The 16728-nt window shown below is 70.3% G+C and carries 12 protein-coding genes and 3 pseudogenes; 9 read left to right on the top strand and 6 right to left on the bottom strand.

All coding sequences use genetic code 11. The features are described 5' to 3' along the window. Positions 1-109: 109 nt before the first annotated feature. Positions 110-766, bottom strand: a complete 657-nt coding sequence (locus ACZ4FV_RS38820) for a transposase (protein WP_465325312.1) — start codon at positions 764-766, stop codon at positions 110-112. A 1275-nt stretch (positions 767-2041) separates the two neighbouring features. Here ACZ4FV_RS38820 and ACZ4FV_RS38815 point away from each other — a divergent pair. From ACZ4FV_RS38815 to ACZ4FV_RS38805, 3 genes are all read left to right on the top strand, one after another. Continuing rightward, positions 2042-2635 (top strand): carbonic anhydrase, encoded by a 594-nt coding sequence (locus ACZ4FV_RS38815; protein ID WP_465325310.1) that lies wholly within the window; start codon positions 2042-2044, stop codon positions 2633-2635. A gap of 47 nt (positions 2636-2682) precedes the next feature. After that, on the top strand, positions 2683-4155 hold the full coding sequence (locus ACZ4FV_RS38810) for a SulP family inorganic anion transporter (RefSeq protein WP_402239091.1): 1473 nt from the start codon (positions 2683-2685) through the stop codon (positions 4153-4155). Positions 4156-5155: 1000 nt separating this feature from the next. After that, positions 5156-5665, top strand: coding sequence for an NUDIX domain-containing protein (locus ACZ4FV_RS38805; RefSeq protein WP_465325307.1), 510 nt, complete (start codon positions 5156-5158; stop codon positions 5663-5665). Between the two features lie 24 nt (positions 5666-5689). On the opposite strand, the pseudogene ACZ4FV_RS38800 reads toward ACZ4FV_RS38805, so the two are convergent. Further along, positions 5690-5878: pseudogene (locus ACZ4FV_RS38800) on the bottom strand (mycothiol transferase); the annotation flags it as partial. 238 nt (positions 5879-6116) lie between these two features. Between ACZ4FV_RS38800 and ACZ4FV_RS38795 the strand changes: the two are divergent. Then, positions 6117-6329, top strand: a complete 213-nt coding sequence (locus ACZ4FV_RS38795; RefSeq protein WP_465325305.1) for a hypothetical protein — start codon at positions 6117-6119, stop codon at positions 6327-6329. A gap of 190 nt (positions 6330-6519) precedes the next feature. Here the strand turns inward: ACZ4FV_RS38795 and ACZ4FV_RS38790 are convergent, their stop codons facing one another. Further along, positions 6520-7887: an MFS transporter gene (locus ACZ4FV_RS38790; RefSeq protein ID WP_395872845.1), complete on the bottom strand. Its 1368-nt coding sequence runs from the start codon at positions 7885-7887 to the stop codon at positions 6520-6522. Between the two features lie 62 nt (positions 7888-7949). Here ACZ4FV_RS38790 and ACZ4FV_RS38785 point away from each other — a divergent pair, with 62 nt between their 5' ends. Next, entirely contained in the window at positions 7950-8699 is a 750-nt protein-coding gene (locus tag ACZ4FV_RS38785) for a helix-turn-helix transcriptional regulator (RefSeq protein ID WP_465325303.1), read from the top strand. A 31-nt stretch (positions 8700-8730) separates the two neighbouring features. Here ACZ4FV_RS38785 and ACZ4FV_RS38780 read toward each other — a convergent pair. Next, positions 8731-9168 (bottom strand): annotated as a pseudogene (locus tag ACZ4FV_RS38780) (Tn3 family transposase); the annotation flags it as partial. Between the two features lie 1292 nt (positions 9169-10460). Here ACZ4FV_RS38780 and rsgA point away from each other — a divergent pair. Both rsgA and ACZ4FV_RS38770 read left to right on the top strand, forming a co-directional pair. Beyond that, on the top strand, positions 10461-11516 hold the full coding sequence (gene rsgA / locus ACZ4FV_RS38775) for a ribosome small subunit-dependent GTPase A (RefSeq protein WP_395872847.1): 1056 nt from the start codon (positions 10461-10463) through the stop codon (positions 11514-11516). Continuing rightward, entirely contained in the window at positions 11513-12820 is a 1308-nt protein-coding gene (locus ACZ4FV_RS38770) for a GNAT family N-acetyltransferase (RefSeq protein ID WP_465325301.1), read from the top strand. The genes rsgA and ACZ4FV_RS38770 overlap by 4 nt, the downstream gene beginning before the upstream one ends. 612 nt (positions 12821-13432) lie before the next feature. On the opposite strand, the gene ACZ4FV_RS38765 is transcribed toward ACZ4FV_RS38770, so the two are convergent. Continuing rightward, complete coding sequence (locus tag ACZ4FV_RS38765; protein ID WP_465325299.1) at positions 13433-13801, bottom strand: nuclear transport factor 2 family protein; 369 nt, start codon at positions 13799-13801, stop codon at positions 13433-13435. Between the two features lie 39 nt (positions 13802-13840). Then, positions 13841-15256, bottom strand: coding sequence for an MFS transporter (locus ACZ4FV_RS38760; protein ID WP_465325297.1), 1416 nt, complete (start codon positions 15254-15256; stop codon positions 13841-13843). A gap of 87 nt (positions 15257-15343) precedes the next feature. Between ACZ4FV_RS38760 and ACZ4FV_RS38755 the strand changes: the two genes are divergently transcribed. Both ACZ4FV_RS38755 and ACZ4FV_RS38750 read left to right on the top strand, forming a co-directional pair. Next, entirely contained in the window at positions 15344-15907 is a 564-nt protein-coding gene (locus tag ACZ4FV_RS38755; RefSeq protein WP_465325295.1) for a TetR/AcrR family transcriptional regulator, read from the top strand. 364 nt (positions 15908-16271) lie between these two features. Next, positions 16272-16427 (top strand): annotated as a pseudogene (locus ACZ4FV_RS38750) (MerR family DNA-binding transcriptional regulator); the annotation flags it as partial. Positions 16428-16728: the final 301 nt, after the last annotated feature.

The following is a 16728-nucleotide window of genomic DNA, read 5'->3' as shown; positions in this document are numbered from 1 at the left end:
GGTGATCACGTGCGGGCGGCCGGACTCGGGGCTGTCGCAGGTCTCACTGAAGTGGACTTTGTAGCCGTCCCAGGCCGAGCCGCGCTTCACCGCGCAGCGGGAGTCCGGGTCATACGGCGAGGTGATCCTGTCTCTGCTGGGCGGGAGATCGTCCTTGCCCCCGCCAGGCCGCCTCCTGCACCCCGTCGGTTACCGTCCGCTTGAACTGCTGCATCCACACCGTCCGCAGGATTCCAACCGCGGGGACCTCCCGCAGCCAACCGGGGGCCGCAGGAGAGACGACCGCTTCGAGCAGGAGGTACCCGTCGGCGGCGATGCGCTCCGTGAGCCGGACCCGTTTGTCCTCCTCGCTCGGCAGGCAATAGGAGTCCACCCGGGCTCCGTACCGTCCCTGCCCAGACGGATCCATCCACGCGACGAGCCGGCCGGGTGCCGAGACCGCGATCGCCTCCAGCGCCGCACGCAGTGCCTCGCCCACGAACTCCAGGCGGTTCAGATCCCGTACCGCGGCAATCACATGCGTGGAGTCCGTGCGCTGCCGGCCTCCGGACGCGACCAGTTTCAGGTCCGCCAGCCGTTCCAGCAGGAGATCAAGGACCTTCTCCTCCAGGCCGTGAGCCACAAGCCGATCCCGGAACCCGGTCAGCACGGTGAAGTCGAAGCCGGGATCCGCCAGTTCGAGGCCCAGCAGGTACTTCCAGTCGATCCTCGTCCGCACCGCATGAGCGGCCTGGCGATCGGTCAGGTTCTCGGCGAACTGCAGCATGCAGACCAGCGCCAGTTGCCCGGGCGATACCCCCCCGGACGGCCCCGGACCCCGAACGCGGATCGGAAGTCCTCGTCGTCGAACAGCGGGCCGAGCGGATCCCGCACTCGCATCGCCAGGCATCCCTTCGGGAACGCCGCGCGCGCGACCATCCGCGTTGCCTCGGGAACCCCCCGACCCGAACCCCGACCCATCGACACCACACCACCCCGTCCCGCGGCCGCACGACGAACACCCCTGACAGGCCGCGACTTCAGGCTCCATCCCGCAGATCCCGCGTAACTGCAAGATCACCCAGGTTCACTCAATTGAGGAACAGGGTCATCGAAGGTTGGTACAACATCCGCAGGCTGCACAGCAGCCTCGGCTACCGCACACCCGTCGAATACGAAGCCGTACTCGCGGCCTGACCACCACAACGACGGTGTCCGTCAAAGCGGAGCAAGCTCAGTCCGGCCGAACTCGTCCATGCGCACAACCATTCGGGCGTCCCGAGCGCAAACCGAGGCGACTCTGCAGCGGACGCGACGCTGACGACCACCTTACGTGACCGCCTGATTCCGACAGGTTGCCCAGCGTTTACGAGCTGTTTGCTATGAGTCACTAATATGCTCGTAGCTGTGGAGATCGCAGGGGCGAATCGTCCACAGCATTCCCACCTTCCGACCCGAGTCCGGCCCGACTCTGCTGCACGAGGAGCCGAGGAGTGACCCGAGCCAGAATGGTCCAGATGTCCGGGGCCGTGCCCGCCAAGATGGAGCCGGAGCGGCGGGTGCGCGCCCACGGAGCCGGTGGATCGGGCGCGCGCGTGGCCGCACCCGTCGCCGCACGACCCCAAACCGTTTCGTCGTGCGGCCACTTCCCACGCGAAGCGACGGCCGGGTACGGCCGAAACCGCAGACACCCGAGTGTTCGGGACCTGTCCTGTCCAACGGCGGAGCCCGTCGTGTCGACGGTCTCGGGACCCGCCACGCCGGCCCCGGCAGCTTCCGCAGCCCGGCGGCTCGCCGGGCCCAGATCCCCGCGGGAGAGAACGTCCGGCGTTCTCCGGGTGTTCGGCCGCTGAATCGAAGCGCGGTTGCCCACCTCCGGGATTCCTGCCCGCCTGGGCTTCCGCTCGCCCCGAACACGCTTTCGCCCACCGTGTGCCGCTGCACGTCCACTACCGGACACTCGCCGGCAGCGGCACTCCCTCACGCCCGTCACGATCTGCGTCGCTCCCCGACGCATCCGTCACACCGACGCGCCCACAGGGCGCTCAGGAGGCACCCTCACATGAAGCATCTCGTCGACCACGCCCGCGCATTCCCGCGACGGGCAGCCCAGCGGCACGAGGAATTAAGTCGGCTTGCCGAAGGGCAGTCGCCGCACGCCCTGTTCGTCACCTGCTCGGACTCCCGGATCATTCCCTCCATGATCACGGGGGCTCGCCCCGGGGAGCTCTTCGAGCTGCGCACCGCCGGTAACATCGTCCCCCGCCACGACCAGTCGCATCCGGCGGGCGAGACGGCCACCATCGAGTACGCGGTCGAGGTGCTCGACGTCGCCGACATCATCGTGTGCGGCCACTCGCATTGCGGCGCGGTCGGCGCGATGGCGCGGAGTGAGGACCTGACGGCGCTGCCCGCCGTCCGGGACTGGCTCCGGCAGGCGGCACCACTGCCCCACGGCATCGACTCCGGACCCCCGGATATCGCCGAGGCGGTGCAGTCCCACGTCCTGGACCAGCTCGAGCGGCTGCGCGCCTACCCGTGCGTCGCCCGCCGGCTGGCGGACGGGCGACTGCGCCTGCACGGCTGGTTCTACGAGGTTCACACCGGTTCCGTGCTCGCCCACCGCGCACACGCCGACAGCTTTCTCCCCCTGTGAGCGCGCCCGAAAGGCGGTGGCCGACCCTGCTCCGCGGCCCCAGGAACGTGGATTCCTTCGATCTGCGGCGCGACTTCACCGCCTCCCTCGTCGTCTTCCTCGTCGCGCTGCCCCTGTGCGTGGGCGTCGCCGTCGCATCCGGCGTCCCGGCCGAACTCGGGCTGGTCACCGGCATCGTCGGCGGCCTGCTCACCGGTCTGCTGCCGGGCAGCAGCCTCCAAGTCTCCGGCCCGGCCGCCGGGCTCACCGTCCTCGTCTACGAGGCCGTACAGAAGTACGGTCTGCCTCTCCTCGGCGTCATCGTCCTCGCAGCCGGGCTGCTCCAACTGCTCATGGGTGCCCTGCGCCTGGGCCGATGGTTCAGGGCCATTTCCGTTGCGGTCGTCGAAGGCATGCTGGCCGGGATCGGGCTGGTCCTGATCGCCGGCCAGCTCTACTCCATGGCCGACGCGAAAGCCCCCTCCGGAGGACTGGCGAAGATCGCCGGATTGCCCGACATGCTCTTCGACACGGCGCGTTCCGGCAGCGCGCAGGCAGCCTTCGCGCTGGGGGCGGGCACGATCGCGGTGCTCGTACTGTGGAAGAAGCTTCCCACGCGCGCACGGGTCGTCCCGGCTCCGCTCGCCGCTGTCGCTCTGGCGACCTCCGCCTCGATGCTCTTCCGACTGCCCGTCGCGAAAATCGAGGTGCAGGGCCTGCAGGGGGCCATCCAGCCGCCGGACGTCGGCGACTTCGGGCAGCTCGCGGGCGTCGGCCTCATCGGCACGGTCCTCGCGTTCACCCTCATCGCCTCGGCGGAAAGCCTTTTCAGCGCGGCCGCGGTGGACCGACTGCACGACGGACAACGCACCGACTACGACAAGGAGTTGATGGCACAGGGCGCGGGCAACACCCTGTGCGGCGCACTCGGCGCGCTGCCGATGACCGCGGTCATCGTCCGCAGCGCCGCCAATGTCCAGGCCGGCGCACGGACCAAGGCGTCGCGCGTACTGCACGGCGTGTGGCTGCTCCTGTTCGCGGCACTGCTGCCCGCGGCCCTCGGTGTCATCCCGCTCGCGGCGCTCGCCGGTGTCCTGGTGCACGCGGGCTGCAAGCTCATCCCCGTCGCGGCGTTGCGGCAACTGTGGCCTGGCCACCGCGGCGAGGCCCTGATCCTGGTCGTCACCGCCGTCGCGATCGTCGCGGTGAGCATGTTCGAGGGTGTTCTCATCGGGCTCGCCCTGGCCGTGGCCAAGACGGCCTGGGACACCTCCCACGTGCGCGTGGACGTGATAGACAAGGGCGCCGGTCCCATCCAGGCCCACCTGAGCGGAAACGCCACGTTCCTGAGACTGCCGAAAATCCTCGACGCGCTGGAAGCCCTGCCGCAGAACCGGCCCATCGAAGTACACATGTCCGGCCTGCGCCACCTCGACCACGCGTGCCGGACATCCCTGGAGAACTGGGCCGCCCGCCACAGCGCCGAGGGTGTCGAGCCGGTCAGGGTCAATGCCCGGCCCGAGTCGGGTCCCGCCGGGTAGACCACCGGCCAGGGCGGGGAGTGCGAGGGGATCGGCCACCGGTCGACGTGATGCAAGCACCGGCGGCCGGGTGGAACTCGGTGCGTGCCAGGCCGGTGGCTCTCCCTCGCAGCCGTCCAGGCCGGCCCCCTCGCGCCGCAGGGTCCGAATGCGGTGCTCGCGCGGGCGCACCCGCCGGACCCGCTTGAACGCCGTGCTGAGCGCGAACGCGCTTCGGTAGCCCACCTTCTCGGCCACCGCGCCGACGGTCGCCTGCGGATCACACAAAAGGTCGGCGGCCGGCGGCGAGGCGCCACGGGCTCGGGAACGCCATCGGCGGTTCACCGATCAGCTCGGTGAACCGCCGCGTGAACGAGGCCCGCGACACCCCGTCGCACTCGCCAATGAGGCGACGCTTCACGGAAGTTCAGGGCAGTTGTGGATCAAGCACGGGGCCTCCCGACCGACGATCGGGTCGCGACGCCCCCGGTACCAACCCGGGGCGTCCGCCGCAGAACGTCCGAACCACGCCCGCAGGGTCGCGATCGGCAAGAGGTCCAACAGCCGGTCGAGCAACTCCTCCCGGCCGGATCTCCTTGGCGATCTCGGCAGTGAGCAACGGGATCAGCGGGCAATCCCACTCGTCCGCGCGGATCACCAACAGGTTCGGCAGTGCCTCCAGGAGCGAACGGCTCACCGGGGGCGTGTCGGTCGAACGGCGCCCGGCCCGGGAACTCGGCGCGGTCACGGCCGCGTTGGCCGCGCTGATCCGGGCCTTCGAGCCTCTCGCCGGGCCGGCCGGATCGACCCACACCCGACCGGACCCCGGCCCCGGGCACCGCAGAGGGGTCGGTGGGCCGGTGGCTCTGCTCGCGGGCTCGGTCGATCGCGCACGGGGTTTCCTCACGCCGGTGGTGGGATCCCTGCGGAAAACAGTGTTGCGGTACCCCCTCGACGCGTGGTGGCGTTGCGATCGTGCTGGATCGGGCTTGCCCGACGACGTGCCGGGAATCATGGCGAGGTGCCTGTCTTCGGAATCCCGCCGCTCGCGGTCGATGATCGGGGCAACGTCCCGGTCTGCTTTGTGGGCGGCGTTGAGGGCGCGCCGCCGTCGGACGCGCCGTTGCCGGCGGCGTTGGTGGCTCTGTGGCACGGCGATCGTGTCCTGATGGTCTTCGATCGGTTCCGGCGGGGGTGGGAACTTCCCGGTGGCCGGGTGGAGGTGGGCGAGTCTCCGCGCGGGGCGGCGGTGCGCGAGTTGTGGGAGGAGAGCGGTCAGGAGTCCGACGGTCCCTTGCGGTTCGTCGGCTACGCGGGCTTCGTCCTGGCGCCCGACGGGCGAGCCGAGTACGCGGCGTTGTTCGCTGGCCGCATCGCGGATGTTCGGGAGTTCCGGGCCAACGAGGAGATCGCGGCGATCCGTTGGTGGAACCTGCGGGACGCCCTCCCGGAGCGTGTCCAACGCCTGGATGCCCACCTTGCCCGGCTCACACGCGAGTCGGACTCCGAGCACCCTCAACACCCTGCTTGAATCGCTCAATCGCGCGCGAGTAGCCGAAACGATGGAGCGAAACCAGGTCCGCTCGACGGAGGCCGCGTGCCGCACCAGGCCCAGGAGCGTGAGCCCCGAGGTCGGGAGCACCTTGCGCTTCAACCGGTCGCCGGTCAGGCCCGCGCACTTCATGGCCAGTGTCGCCCGCTCGTAGTCGAGGAACGAGATGAGCGACGCACGGTCGTCGGCCACCTTCGAGGGGTGTATGCGCCGGTCGTCGGTCACCGGGCGATCATGGCAAGGACGCGTGCTCGCGGGCCACCCCCGGTCCGAGGAGTGGACCCCGGCCCGCCACCGTCATGGTGTGCTCCGGGATGCTTGGTAGAGGCGAAGCATCCAAGACCGACCAGCACTCGCGAGCCCAGGAAGTGCGTACTTCGGCGGTGCGTCGATAGCGGGGGACACCCGGGTGTTCGTGGAATGTACCCCGGTGACGTCAAACGCCCCCGCCCGGGCCGTGACGTACGGGATCGCCGGGGAACTGCTCGCCACCGACTCGACGACCCGGCGCCGGGATGCCCCGGCAGGCGACACCTCTCCGTACGCCGTGTCCAACGGCTTCCACCCCGCGACCCGACGCCACGGCCACCCGATCTGCATCCCGGTCTCCGGCAAGCACGGTCCAAGCTCCCGACCCCGCTGAGCTCCGGTAATTCGATCAGGCGTGGGGCCGTCGGTTGGATCAACTGTCGGAACCGTGGGATGACTGCCTCGCCTGCGGACCTACGGACCGGCCGGGTGGTGCGCGATTTCGTGAGTCCGAACGGCACGATCGTCGACCGCGCCGGCGCGACGATGTATCGCGGTGCGGGCCGGCACCGCGGCCCGGATCCTCACCGTGGAGCGGCTGCCGGGACGCTTCGGTCGTCGCCCTCATGTCCGGTGTGCTGCCGCCGGCCGCCGGAGCGCGGCAGCAGGGCGACGATGAGCAGGGCGCCGAGCGCCACGCAGATCGCGCCCACCGTGAGGCCGCGTGGGTAGCCCATGACGGCCAGCGTGGCCACCCCGACGGCGCCGCCGATCTGTTGGACTGAGGTGAACAGGGCCGAGCCGAGGCCGGCGTCGTCCTCGGTGGTGTCGGCGACCGCGGCCGCGGCGAGGACGGGCAGGCTCAGGCCGTTGCCGACGCTCAGGATGAGCATGCCGGGCAGGACGTGGGCCGCGTAGGAGTCGCCGGCTGCCACGCCGGAGAGCAGGAGCAGGCCGGCGACGTTGATCGCGAACGCGAGCAGCAGTGCCCAGCGCGTCCCGATCCGGAGCCAGATGCGCGAGGACATCCACATGCCCGCCAGGATGCCGGCGCCGTAGGGCAGGTAGGCGATGCCGGCCAGGAGCGGGCTGTACCCCAGGGCGGTCTGCACCTGGATCATCAGGAGGAACGCCATCGCGTACATCGCCATGGAGAACAACAAGGTCGCGCCGTTGGCGACTGCGCGCGTCCGCGAGAGCAGGAACGACCTCGGCACCAGCGGCGCCGCCGCCCGCGACTCCGCCAGCTGGAACGCAACTGCGAGGACGGCCGCCAGGGTGAGGGCGGCGATGACGATCGGATCGTTCCAGACGGTTTCGCCTGACCGCAGCAGGCCATACACCAGCGACACCGCGGCGCCGGTGAGCAGGACGGCGCCGGGAACGTCGAGATGGCGCGGGCCGGGGGCGCGGGACTCGGGGACCAGACGGGGCAGCAGCGCCAGGGCCACGGCGACGACGGGCAGGTTGATCAGAAAGATCCCGCGCCAGGACACCAGGTCGGTGAGCGCTCCGGACAGGACCAGGCCCGAGGTCCCGCCCAGGGCCGCGACGCCGCCCCAAATGCCCAGGACTTTGGCCCGCTCCTTCGGTTCCGGGTACATGAGCATGATCATCGACATTGCCGCCGGGCCGGCCATCGCGGCGCCCGCGCCCTGCACGAACCGCCCGAGGACGAGTTGCCAGGGTTCCTGGGCGAGCCCGCACGCCAGGCTGGCCGCCCCGAACAGCGCCACGCCGGTGAGGAACACCCGGCGTCGGCCCAGCAGGTCCGCCATCCGGCCGCACAGGAGCAGCAGTCCACCGAAGGCAAGGAAGTAGGCGTTGACCACCCAGGGCAACTCCGAGGCACTGAAGCCGAGTTCGTCGCGGATGCTGGGCAGGGCCACACTGACGACGGTGTCGTCGAGCACGAGCATGAACTGGACCAGGCACAGCATGATCATGGGCATGCGGTCACACTAGGATCCGCCGTATTTTGGCCACAATCCGCGATGAGGCCAGACTGTGTCGCATGGAGGACAACCGCATGCAGGACGTGGGCGCGATTCTCGTCGGCCGGTTCCCCTTGGCCTCGGGAGAGTGGATCCCCGCGCATCGTCACACCCACCACCAGCTCGCGTGGACCCGGAGCGGAGTACTGAGCGTCGGTGTGGGCGAGGTGTACTGGGTCCTGCCGCCCACCAGGGCGCTGTGGCTGCCCGCGGGCGTCACCCACACGACCGGCGCGACCCGCGGCGCGGTGCTGTGCAGCCTGTACCTGCCGCCGGAACGCTGCCCCCTGGACTGGCCCGAACCCACCGCGGTCGGCGTCGACGGCCTGCTGGCCGAGCTGATCGGGTACCTCGCCCGCACCGACCTCGCCGACGAAGCGCGGCGGCGTGCCGAGGCTCTGCTGCCCGACCTGCTGCACCCGCTGCCCACCCGACCCATCGACGTACCGCGACCTACCGATGAACGCGTCCGGGCAGTGGCGGCCGCGCTACTGGCGGATCCGGCCGACCCCCGCAGCTTGGAGGCGCACGCACGCGCCGCCGGGGTGAGCCGACGGACGTTGACGCGGCTGTTCGTGCAGGACACCGGCATGAGCTTCGAGCATTGGCGAACCCAGGTGCGGCTGCAGGCCGCGCTGCCGCTGTTGGCCGAGGGGCAGCCGGTTTCACGAGTGGCGCACGCCGTGGGATACGCCACGGCGAGCGCGTTCCTGGCAGCCTTCCGCCGCACGGTCGGCACCACGCCCCGGCGCTACCTGCACAGTCGTTGAACTGTTCCGGTGGGCAGGCACGCCTCGTCCCGTCCGAGTCCGGCGGGGGCGTCAACTCGAACAGCGCCGCGATCGCGGCGGCCGGTTCCCGGCGCGGCACCACCGCCTCGATGCGCTGCCACATCGCCTCGAACGACCCCACGGCGGGCCTGTGGATCTCGCCGGTGTCGGTGTCGACCCGTTTCGAGGTCGTGTCGAACACGACCTCGAAAGGCGGTCGCCGGCTTCGCCGACGCCCGTTCCACCTTCGGCAGCGTCTTGATCTTGCCCTTCACCGTCTCCCGCTCAGCTTTCGCCGGCAGCTTCGTGGCGATCAGCACCTCCAACAGATCCAGCGCGTCGTCCACGGCCCGTGTCGTCGGATACACGGCAGTGGCCGGCAACGTCGCCAACCGTCCTGGGAATCGCCGTGCCGCCGCAGCAGCGTCGCCTTGCCGTCCACCCCGTACCGCGACAACTCCGCCAGCCGCGCGGCGGTACCGTCCAGATTCCCCATTCAACGCGCCTGCCCGGGTGCAACCCGAGTCCCTGACGACGGTCGAGCTGCGTGCTCTGCCGGATGCGGCCAGGATCGCCTTCGACCGGGCCCGCCGCGTCTGGCACGCCAACCTCGGGTCTTTGAGGACGCCGCAACTGGAGGCGCCGCACGAGGACTTGTGGGACATCCTGGACAGCAATCTGCAGGACGGTGACAAGGCCAAGGGCGCGGCGGCGGTCGACGTGTTCCCCGGCTGGGCAAGAGCACGTCGGTGCTGGCGATGGGCCGGGCGTTCCACCGGCGGACGGTTGCGGAGGAGGGCGAGTACACGGCGTCCGGGCACGAGCCTTTGGCCGGTATCCCGAATCGGATTGACCGGGAGCACGGGGATGCGGGATTTCAACCGGGCGATGCTGGAGTTCTTCGGGCATCCGGGCCGGTCGAGGATGAGCGTGGGCGAGCCGGCGGCCGGCATGGTCCTGACCACGAGTGGGCGGGTCCGGGGTTGGACACTGGCCCTGGACGAGACGGAAGCCGCTGGGCGCGGCGCCTGCTCGACGCCGGCGAGTAGGCGGCCACGATCGCGGAGTTGCGGGCGATCCGCCGGCGAGGCCGGATCACCACCCGGGTCGTCCCCGACGGCATGCCCCTTGGGAGCCGGCGCCGGTTGTCCGAACAAGCACGGGGCCCGCTCCTGCGTGCCGCCGACGTCGACTCGACCTCGTCGACCGCATCCGACATCGCACCCCGCTGCCCACCGCCCGTCTGCCACGCGACGAAGCCTCGCGAGATCGCAGCAGGTTCGTCCCCCAACTCCTGTGGCCGGACTGGGGGATTCGGCTACAGCCCCGCGAAGGACGCCACCCGGAGCCGTTCCGCGCGGCGACGGCCGCCTGCCTGCTCCTGCCCGGCCAGCCCCAACGCACTGGGCTCGACCTGTCGCCGCACGCGACCGCGCCGCCCGAGCCGAACCGTGCGCCGACGCACCTCCGTTCCGGGTGTTGTCCGAAACCGGGAATGGCGCTAACCTCACTGGCGCAGCAACAACCAGGTCGCTGCGGGACCGAAAAGGGGGGTGAGTTGATGTCTGTCGCCAAGGCCGCTGCCGTGTGCAGTGCCCGCCGGACCATCCTCACGTCCCGGGCCCCGGTCTGACCTGACGGCGATGCCTCCGCACGAGCTTCGACAGCTCGCGGTAGGCGATCCACTGTGCCGATCGGGGTCCCTTTTCAAGGGTCCCTACGTTGTCTCAATCCTTTACGCAGCATCCTCAACCGCATTCCTTGGCAGACTACGGCTGGGACGAGGCGTGTGAACACGCCTTCGCGCCCCACCGCGCCGCCGGACTGATCCCCGCCCGCATCGCGCGGGCCGAACGCGGCTCGTGCCAGGCGGTCACCGACGCCGGAATCCTCCGCGCGGACATTCCCGGCACCGCCGATCACGGTGACCCGTCGTCGGCGCCGTGCACGGGAGACTGGGCGGCACTGCGCCCCGCCGACGGCCGTGCCCCGGTGCTGCACGCGACGCTGGAACGTCGCACCGCCCTGGTGCGCTCGTCCTCCTCGCGTACCTCGCACGGCCAGGTCCTGGCCGCCAACGTCGACACCGTCGTGGTGACGGTCTCGCTCGCGGCACCGCTCAACCACGGTCGGACCGAACGCATGCTCGCCCTGGCATGGGAGAGCGGCGCCCGGCCGGTCGTGGTGCTCACCAAGGCCGACGCATGCGCGGACCCGGCCTCCGCGGAGGAGCAGGTGTCCGGGGTGGCCGCCGGTGTGGACGTCCTCGTCACCAGCGCCGTGACCGGACAGGGCCTGGACACCCTCACCGCCGTCGTGAGCGGCACCGTCGTGTTGCTCGGCCCCTCCGGAGCGGGCAAGTCCACGCTGGGCAACCGGCTGCTCGGCGAGGACCGGCTGGCCACCGGCGCAGTCCGCGAGGCGGACGGCAAGGGCCGACACACCACCTCCTGGCGGGAGTTGCTCCCGCTGCCCGGCGGCGGGGTCCTGATGGACACCCCCGGCCTGCGCGCCATCGGTCTCCACGACGCCCACAGCGGGCTGGAACAGACCTTCGCCGAGATCGAACACCTCGCACAGACCTGCCGGTTCACCGACTGCGCACACGAGAACGAACCCGGCTGCGCGGTGCTCGCCGCCGTCGAGACCGGCGAGATCCCCCGACGCCGTCTGGACAGCTACCACCGACTACTGCGCGAGAACGCCTACTCCGCCTCCCGCACCGACGCCCGGCTGCGCGCCGACCGCGAGGCCACCAAAAAAGACATCACCCGCCACCTGCGCGCCACCTACCGGTTCCGGGAGAACCGGAAATGACCAACAACGACACCCCCACCCACGGCGGAGACCCGGTGACGCAGGCGTTCTTCACCCTGCACCACGGCCTGCCCCGGCAGGGCCCGGGCTCGGACGCCACCACACGGCACGCATTGAAGATGGCCGGACCGCTGCCCGAGCACCCGCGGATCCTGGACGCCGGCTGCGGCCCCGGCCGCTCCGCACTGCTCCTGGCCGAAGAAGCCGGCGCGCACGTGACCGCGGTCGACCTGCACCAGCCGTTCCTGGACAGCCTCGCCGCCGAAGCGGCCCGCCGGGGCCTGGGCGACCGGATCACGGTCGTCAACCGCTCGATGGACCGACCGCCCGTCCCCGACCACGGCTTCGACGTGATCTGGGCCGAAGGGTCCGTCTACACCATCGGCTTCGACGTCGCCCTGCGCGCCTGGCGTCGCCTGCTCGCCCCGGGCGGCGTCATCGTCCTCACCGAGATCGAATGGACCGTGCCCCACCCCGCCGACCCGGTGCGCGCCTACTGGGACGCGGTCTACCCGCTGCGCACCCACGCCGCGAACACCGCCGCCGCCCGGGCCGCCGGCTACCGCCTCCACGCGCACCGCCCGCTGCCCGAAAGCGACTGGTGGGACGAGTACTACACGCCGCTCACCGAGCGCATGGACCGAGCCGACCGGCGGCACCCCGGCATGTCGCAGGCCCTGGCCGCACACCGCACGGAGATCGACATGCGGCGCGAACACGGCGGCGACTACGACTACGCGCTCTACATCCTCCGCCCCCACGACCACACCCCCCACACCACCGAGGACGAGACCATGACGACCTGGACCACCCGCCCCGAGACCACCGAGGACCTCCCAGCCATCCGCGAGATCCTCCTCGCGGCCTTCCCCACCGCCCTGGAGGCCGACATCGTCGACGCCCTGCGCGCCGACCCGAAGGCGTGGATCGACGGACTGTCCATGGTCAGCACGGCCCCCGACGGCACCGCGACCGGGTACGCGCTGATCACCCGCTGCCACGTGGACGGCGCACCCGCCCTCGCCCTGGCACCCTGCGCGGTCGTGCCCTCGGCCCAGCGCACCGGCGCCGGCTCCGCCGCGATCCGTGCCGGGCTCGACGCGGTCCGGGCCATGGGCGAAAACCTCGTCCTCGTCCTGGGACACGCCGACTACTACCCGCGGTTCGGCTTCACACCGGCCTCCGGCTTCGGTATCCGCGCACCCTTCGAGGTCCCGGACGAGGCCATGATGGCCATGGCCCTCGACACCACCCGCACCGTCCCCACCGGAACCATCGAGTACCCCGCCGCCTTCGGCGTCTGACCCCTCCCATCGTGCCCCGGGGGACTCGAACCCCCGGGGCACCACAGGCCCTTCCATCGAGGAACGGACCGGCACGACGATCGGAGCCGTCCCGCCACACGTGACGCGGATCGACACGGGCCCGGTCGCTGTCGTGGAACTCCGCGTCGGTGGGCAGGGGTCTCCGGGGGCGGCAGGGCCATGGGTGTGCCGTCCATTTCCAGGGTTCCGCAGCGGGTCGCGGTCGCCGGATGGGGATGGCGACCTGGGCAGGACCGGCACCCCGGCGGAGGTGACGACGGTTTTGGCGAGGCTCTTGTGCTGCTCCGGCAGACGCGGAATCGACGATTCCGGGATCCTTCGCCGCAGGCGCCCGTCAGGGCACCGGCGGCGAAGGATCCCGTGTTCGAAAGGCGGCCGGGTCCAGGCGGTCCCGTCACACTGTCGGGAGTGAAGAACCGCCTGGACCGATGGCTACGAGCTACGTTCCGGGGCAGAGCTGGTCCCGGACGCCTTGCTACGGACAGGGAGCTTTCCGAAGCGGCCGCGGTAGGTGCCCTGATGCATGCGAGCGATACGAAACTCGCTGGTGGCAGTCATGCGGCCGGCTACGCGCGTGGCCGATCCGATCTGTCAGCTCACGATGAACTGGTAGTCGGCGAGTATGCGCCCGGTCGCGTCGACGACGATGAAGTCCGTTCCCACGGAGGCAATTTCGCCGGTGGCCGCAGAAACCATTTCCCAGGTGAGCCGTACCGCGTCGTGGTGGGCGTCGGCGCCGGCCGCTCGGAAGAAGTGGACGCCCGGCTTGACCCATTGCTCGTACGATCCCCGCACCCGGGATTCCATTTCCGCGCGCCCGTGGACCTCGCGTGTGGGCGTGTAGTGGACGGCGCCGGGGGCGAACAATTCGATGATGGCCGACCGGCGGGCCCCCTGTTCCGGTTCGTTCCACATGGCCACGTAGCGGTGGGCGAAGGAGTCGGGGTCGGTGATGCGCATGGTTCGTGTTCTCCTCGGGAATTTCGTGGGTCAGTGGCTTCAGGACGTGGGAGTCGGCTGCCGGCGGGTCGGCTGCACGGATCGGTGGGGAGGTGAGGGGGTGGTCACCCGCGGTTCGGGCAGCAGTCGCACCAGGATGCCCAGCGCCACTGCGACTGCGATCAGGTACACCAGGCTGTGCTCGAATGCCTGTGGGATGTTGTCGCCGTTGTCGGCGGCTCCGTAGAAGACGACTCCGACGATGCCGACGCCGAGCGCGCCGCCTGCCTGCTGGGCGGTGGTGAGGACGCCTGCCGCCGCGCCCGCGTGCCGCTGGGGGACAGCGGCGAGCACCGTACCCAGGAGCGGGGCGAGGGCAAGGCCCATGCCGAGGCCGTCGACCGCCAGCACGGGGGCCATGACGGCGAGCGGGGCGTCGTGGTGAACCGCGAGGAGGAGGCCGGTGAGGGCGAGGGCGCGTACTCCGGCTCCTGCGGTGATCACGTGTCGGCCGAAGCGCGCGACGAGGCGAGGCGCGATCAGAGAGGCGGTGAGGTAGCCCATCCCCACAGGGGCGAAGATCAGTCCGGCCTCGAGCGCGTCCAGATCGCGAGCCTGTTGCATGTAGAGCGCGAAGACCAGAAAGTACGCGGCCATCCCCATGGTGAACACCAGGGTGGCGAACATCCCGATGGTGAAGGCCCGTTCGCGGAACAAGGCGGTGTCGACCACCGGCGCTTCGTGACGCCGCAGCACGTAGCCGACGGGTAGGAGGGCCGCTGCGGCGAACGAGAACCATGTCCACATCGGCCAGCCTTGCTCGCGTCCCTCGATCAGCGGGAGCAGGGCGGCGATCAGGGCGAGGGTGATCAGCCCGGCGCCGATCGGGTCGAGGCGGGCGGCCGACTCGTTGCGGCTTTCCGGCAGCACGCGCTTGGCGACCGTCAGAACAACCAGGCCGATGGGCACATTGATGAGGAAGCAGGCGCGCCAGCCCAGACCGAACACGTCGGCCTGGATGAGTGCGCCGCCGATGAGTTGGCCAAACACCGCGGCCAAACCCATGGTCATGGCATAGGCGCCGACGGCCCGGGCCTGCGCGGAGCCGACGTACGCGGTCCTGATGATGGCCAGGACCTGCGGGGAGAGCACAGCCGCAGCGAGGCCCTGCGCGATGCGGGCGGCGACGAGCGTGTTCGCGTCGGGAGCGAGCCCGCAGGCGACCGAGGCCACGGTGAACAGGGCCAGACCGATGGTGAATACGCGGCGACGGCCGTGGATGTCGCCGAGCCGACTGCCGAGGATCAGGCCGGAACCGTAGGCGAGACCGTACCCGGCCACCACCCACTCGGTCGCGGTGGATCCGGAGTGCAGGTCGCTTTCGACGGAGGGAATGGCGACGTTGACGATGAAGAAGTCGAGGATCGTCACGAAGACACCGGTCAACACGGTGGGCAGGGTCATTGCCCCGGGCATGGCCGCTCCTGGAGGTAGAACGATCGGTATACGCAGAGTAGATCGACCAGTTGATCTATCTGTCAACTCCATGGGATACTTCCGCCCATGAGCACGACGCGCCCCGGACCCCGCGAACGCCTGCTGGAAGCCGCCCGCGACCTGACCTACCGTGAAGGCGTACACGTCGGAGTCGACGCGATCCTGAGGCAAGCCGACGTCGCACGCCGTTCCCTCTACCAGCACTTCGGCGGCAAGGACGGCCTCATCGCCGAAGTGCTGCGTCTCGCAGCCGACAAGGGCCGCTACCGCGCGGTGATGGACGCCGCCGGTGACGACCCGCGCGCGCGCATCCTCGCCGTCTTCGACGAATTGGAGCGGATCACCACCGACCCGGCCTTCAACGGCTGCCGCTACACCTCCGCGGATATGGCCCTCACGAATCGGGACCACCCCGCCCACGCCGAAATCCGCCGCTACAAGGACGGCCTACACGCCCTCTTCACCCACGAGTTGACCCACTTCGGCCATCCCGAACCCGAACTCGGCGCCACCCAACTCCTCGTCCTCGTCGACGGCGTCCTCGCCCACGCGGTCACCCGTCCCGACGCCCACCCCGCCCTTGCGGCCCGGAAGACGGCCGAACTCGTCCTCGCGGCGGCCGGCCGCTGACTGTTTTCCGTGCCACCGAGGACCGTTTGGGCTTGTCGAGGCGGAGTGGGCCGTTCACGTCGGCGTCCGGGCGACGGCGCGACGTGGCCGCCCGTCGTACGGCCCCGGGGCGTACCGAGCGTGCAGCGGCGAGGTGGCCGCGGGGCCGGTCGCGTTCATCGGGGTCGATGGCCGCACGAAGTCCGTCACCACCGACGGGTTCCGGGGCTGGAGAGCGGAGGTCGATCAGCCGCATCCCCATCCCCTTCCTGGGCGGAGCAACGTGCCGGCGGCCGTTTCGAACCGGAAAGGGCGATTGGTTGTGTCCAAGCCGCGGCCGGCCGTCGCTTGACCTGTACCGAGGTCCAGGGGCGAGGCTTGAGGCATGAGTGAGGCAGATGAGGTGTTCGGTATCGCGGAGGTCTCGGCGTTGATCGGTCTGGCGCCCGACACATTGCGATACTTCGAACGTCAGGGAGTCGTACCGTCGCCAGGGCGCGACAACGCGGGACGTCGCCGATACACGACGGCCGACGTCGAGCTGATCCGCATGCTGGTTCATCTCCGTGAGACGGGGATGCCACTTGCCGGCATCGCACAGTTCACAGGCGCCGACGACATGGCGACCGATCCGGCCGGGCTCCGAGTGGGATTGCTGAAGGCTCATCGCCGTCGTGTTTACGACAGGCGCGAGGAACTGGACCGTGCGCTGGATGTGATCACTCGCAAGATCGCGGACTTCGACGATCGGATCACGAGTTCGGTGGAACTTCTCGACCGACCGGACTGCACGATCGCCTTCGGTGTCCAGGGTGAGGGGCCACTGCTGTTCCTCGTCGGCG

It is taken from the genome of Embleya sp. NPDC025285 (genome assembly GCF_055558835.1).
This window is presented reverse-complemented; position numbering and strand designations above follow the sequence as displayed.

Excerpts from the sequence above, each read along its gene's own strand:
- ACZ4FV_RS38765 (WP_465325299.1), bottom strand. The coding sequence starts at position 13,801 with ATGCGCATCACCGACCCCGACTCCTTCGCCCACCGCTACGTGGCCATG.
- ACZ4FV_RS38820 (WP_465325312.1), bottom strand. The coding sequence starts at position 766 with ATGCTGCAGTTCGCCGAGAACCTGACCGATCGCCAGGCCGCTCATGCG.
- ACZ4FV_RS38755 (WP_465325295.1), top strand. The coding sequence starts at position 15,344 with ATGAGCACGACGCGCCCCGGACCCCGCGAACGCCTGCTGGAAGCCGCC.
- ACZ4FV_RS38770 (WP_465325301.1), top strand. The coding sequence starts at position 11,513 with ATGACCAACAACGACACCCCCACCCACGGCGGAGACCCGGTGACGCAG.
- ACZ4FV_RS38815 (WP_465325310.1), top strand. The coding sequence starts at position 2,042 with ATGAAGCATCTCGTCGACCACGCCCGCGCATTCCCGCGACGGGCAGCC.
- ACZ4FV_RS38760 (WP_465325297.1), bottom strand. The coding sequence starts at position 15,256 with ATGCCCGGGGCAATGACCCTGCCCACCGTGTTGACCGGTGTCTTCGTG.
- ACZ4FV_RS38785 (WP_465325303.1), top strand. The coding sequence starts at position 7,950 with ATGGAGGACAACCGCATGCAGGACGTGGGCGCGATTCTCGTCGGCCGG.
- ACZ4FV_RS38790 (WP_395872845.1), bottom strand. The coding sequence starts at position 7,887 with ATGCCCATGATCATGCTGTGCCTGGTCCAGTTCATGCTCGTGCTCGAC.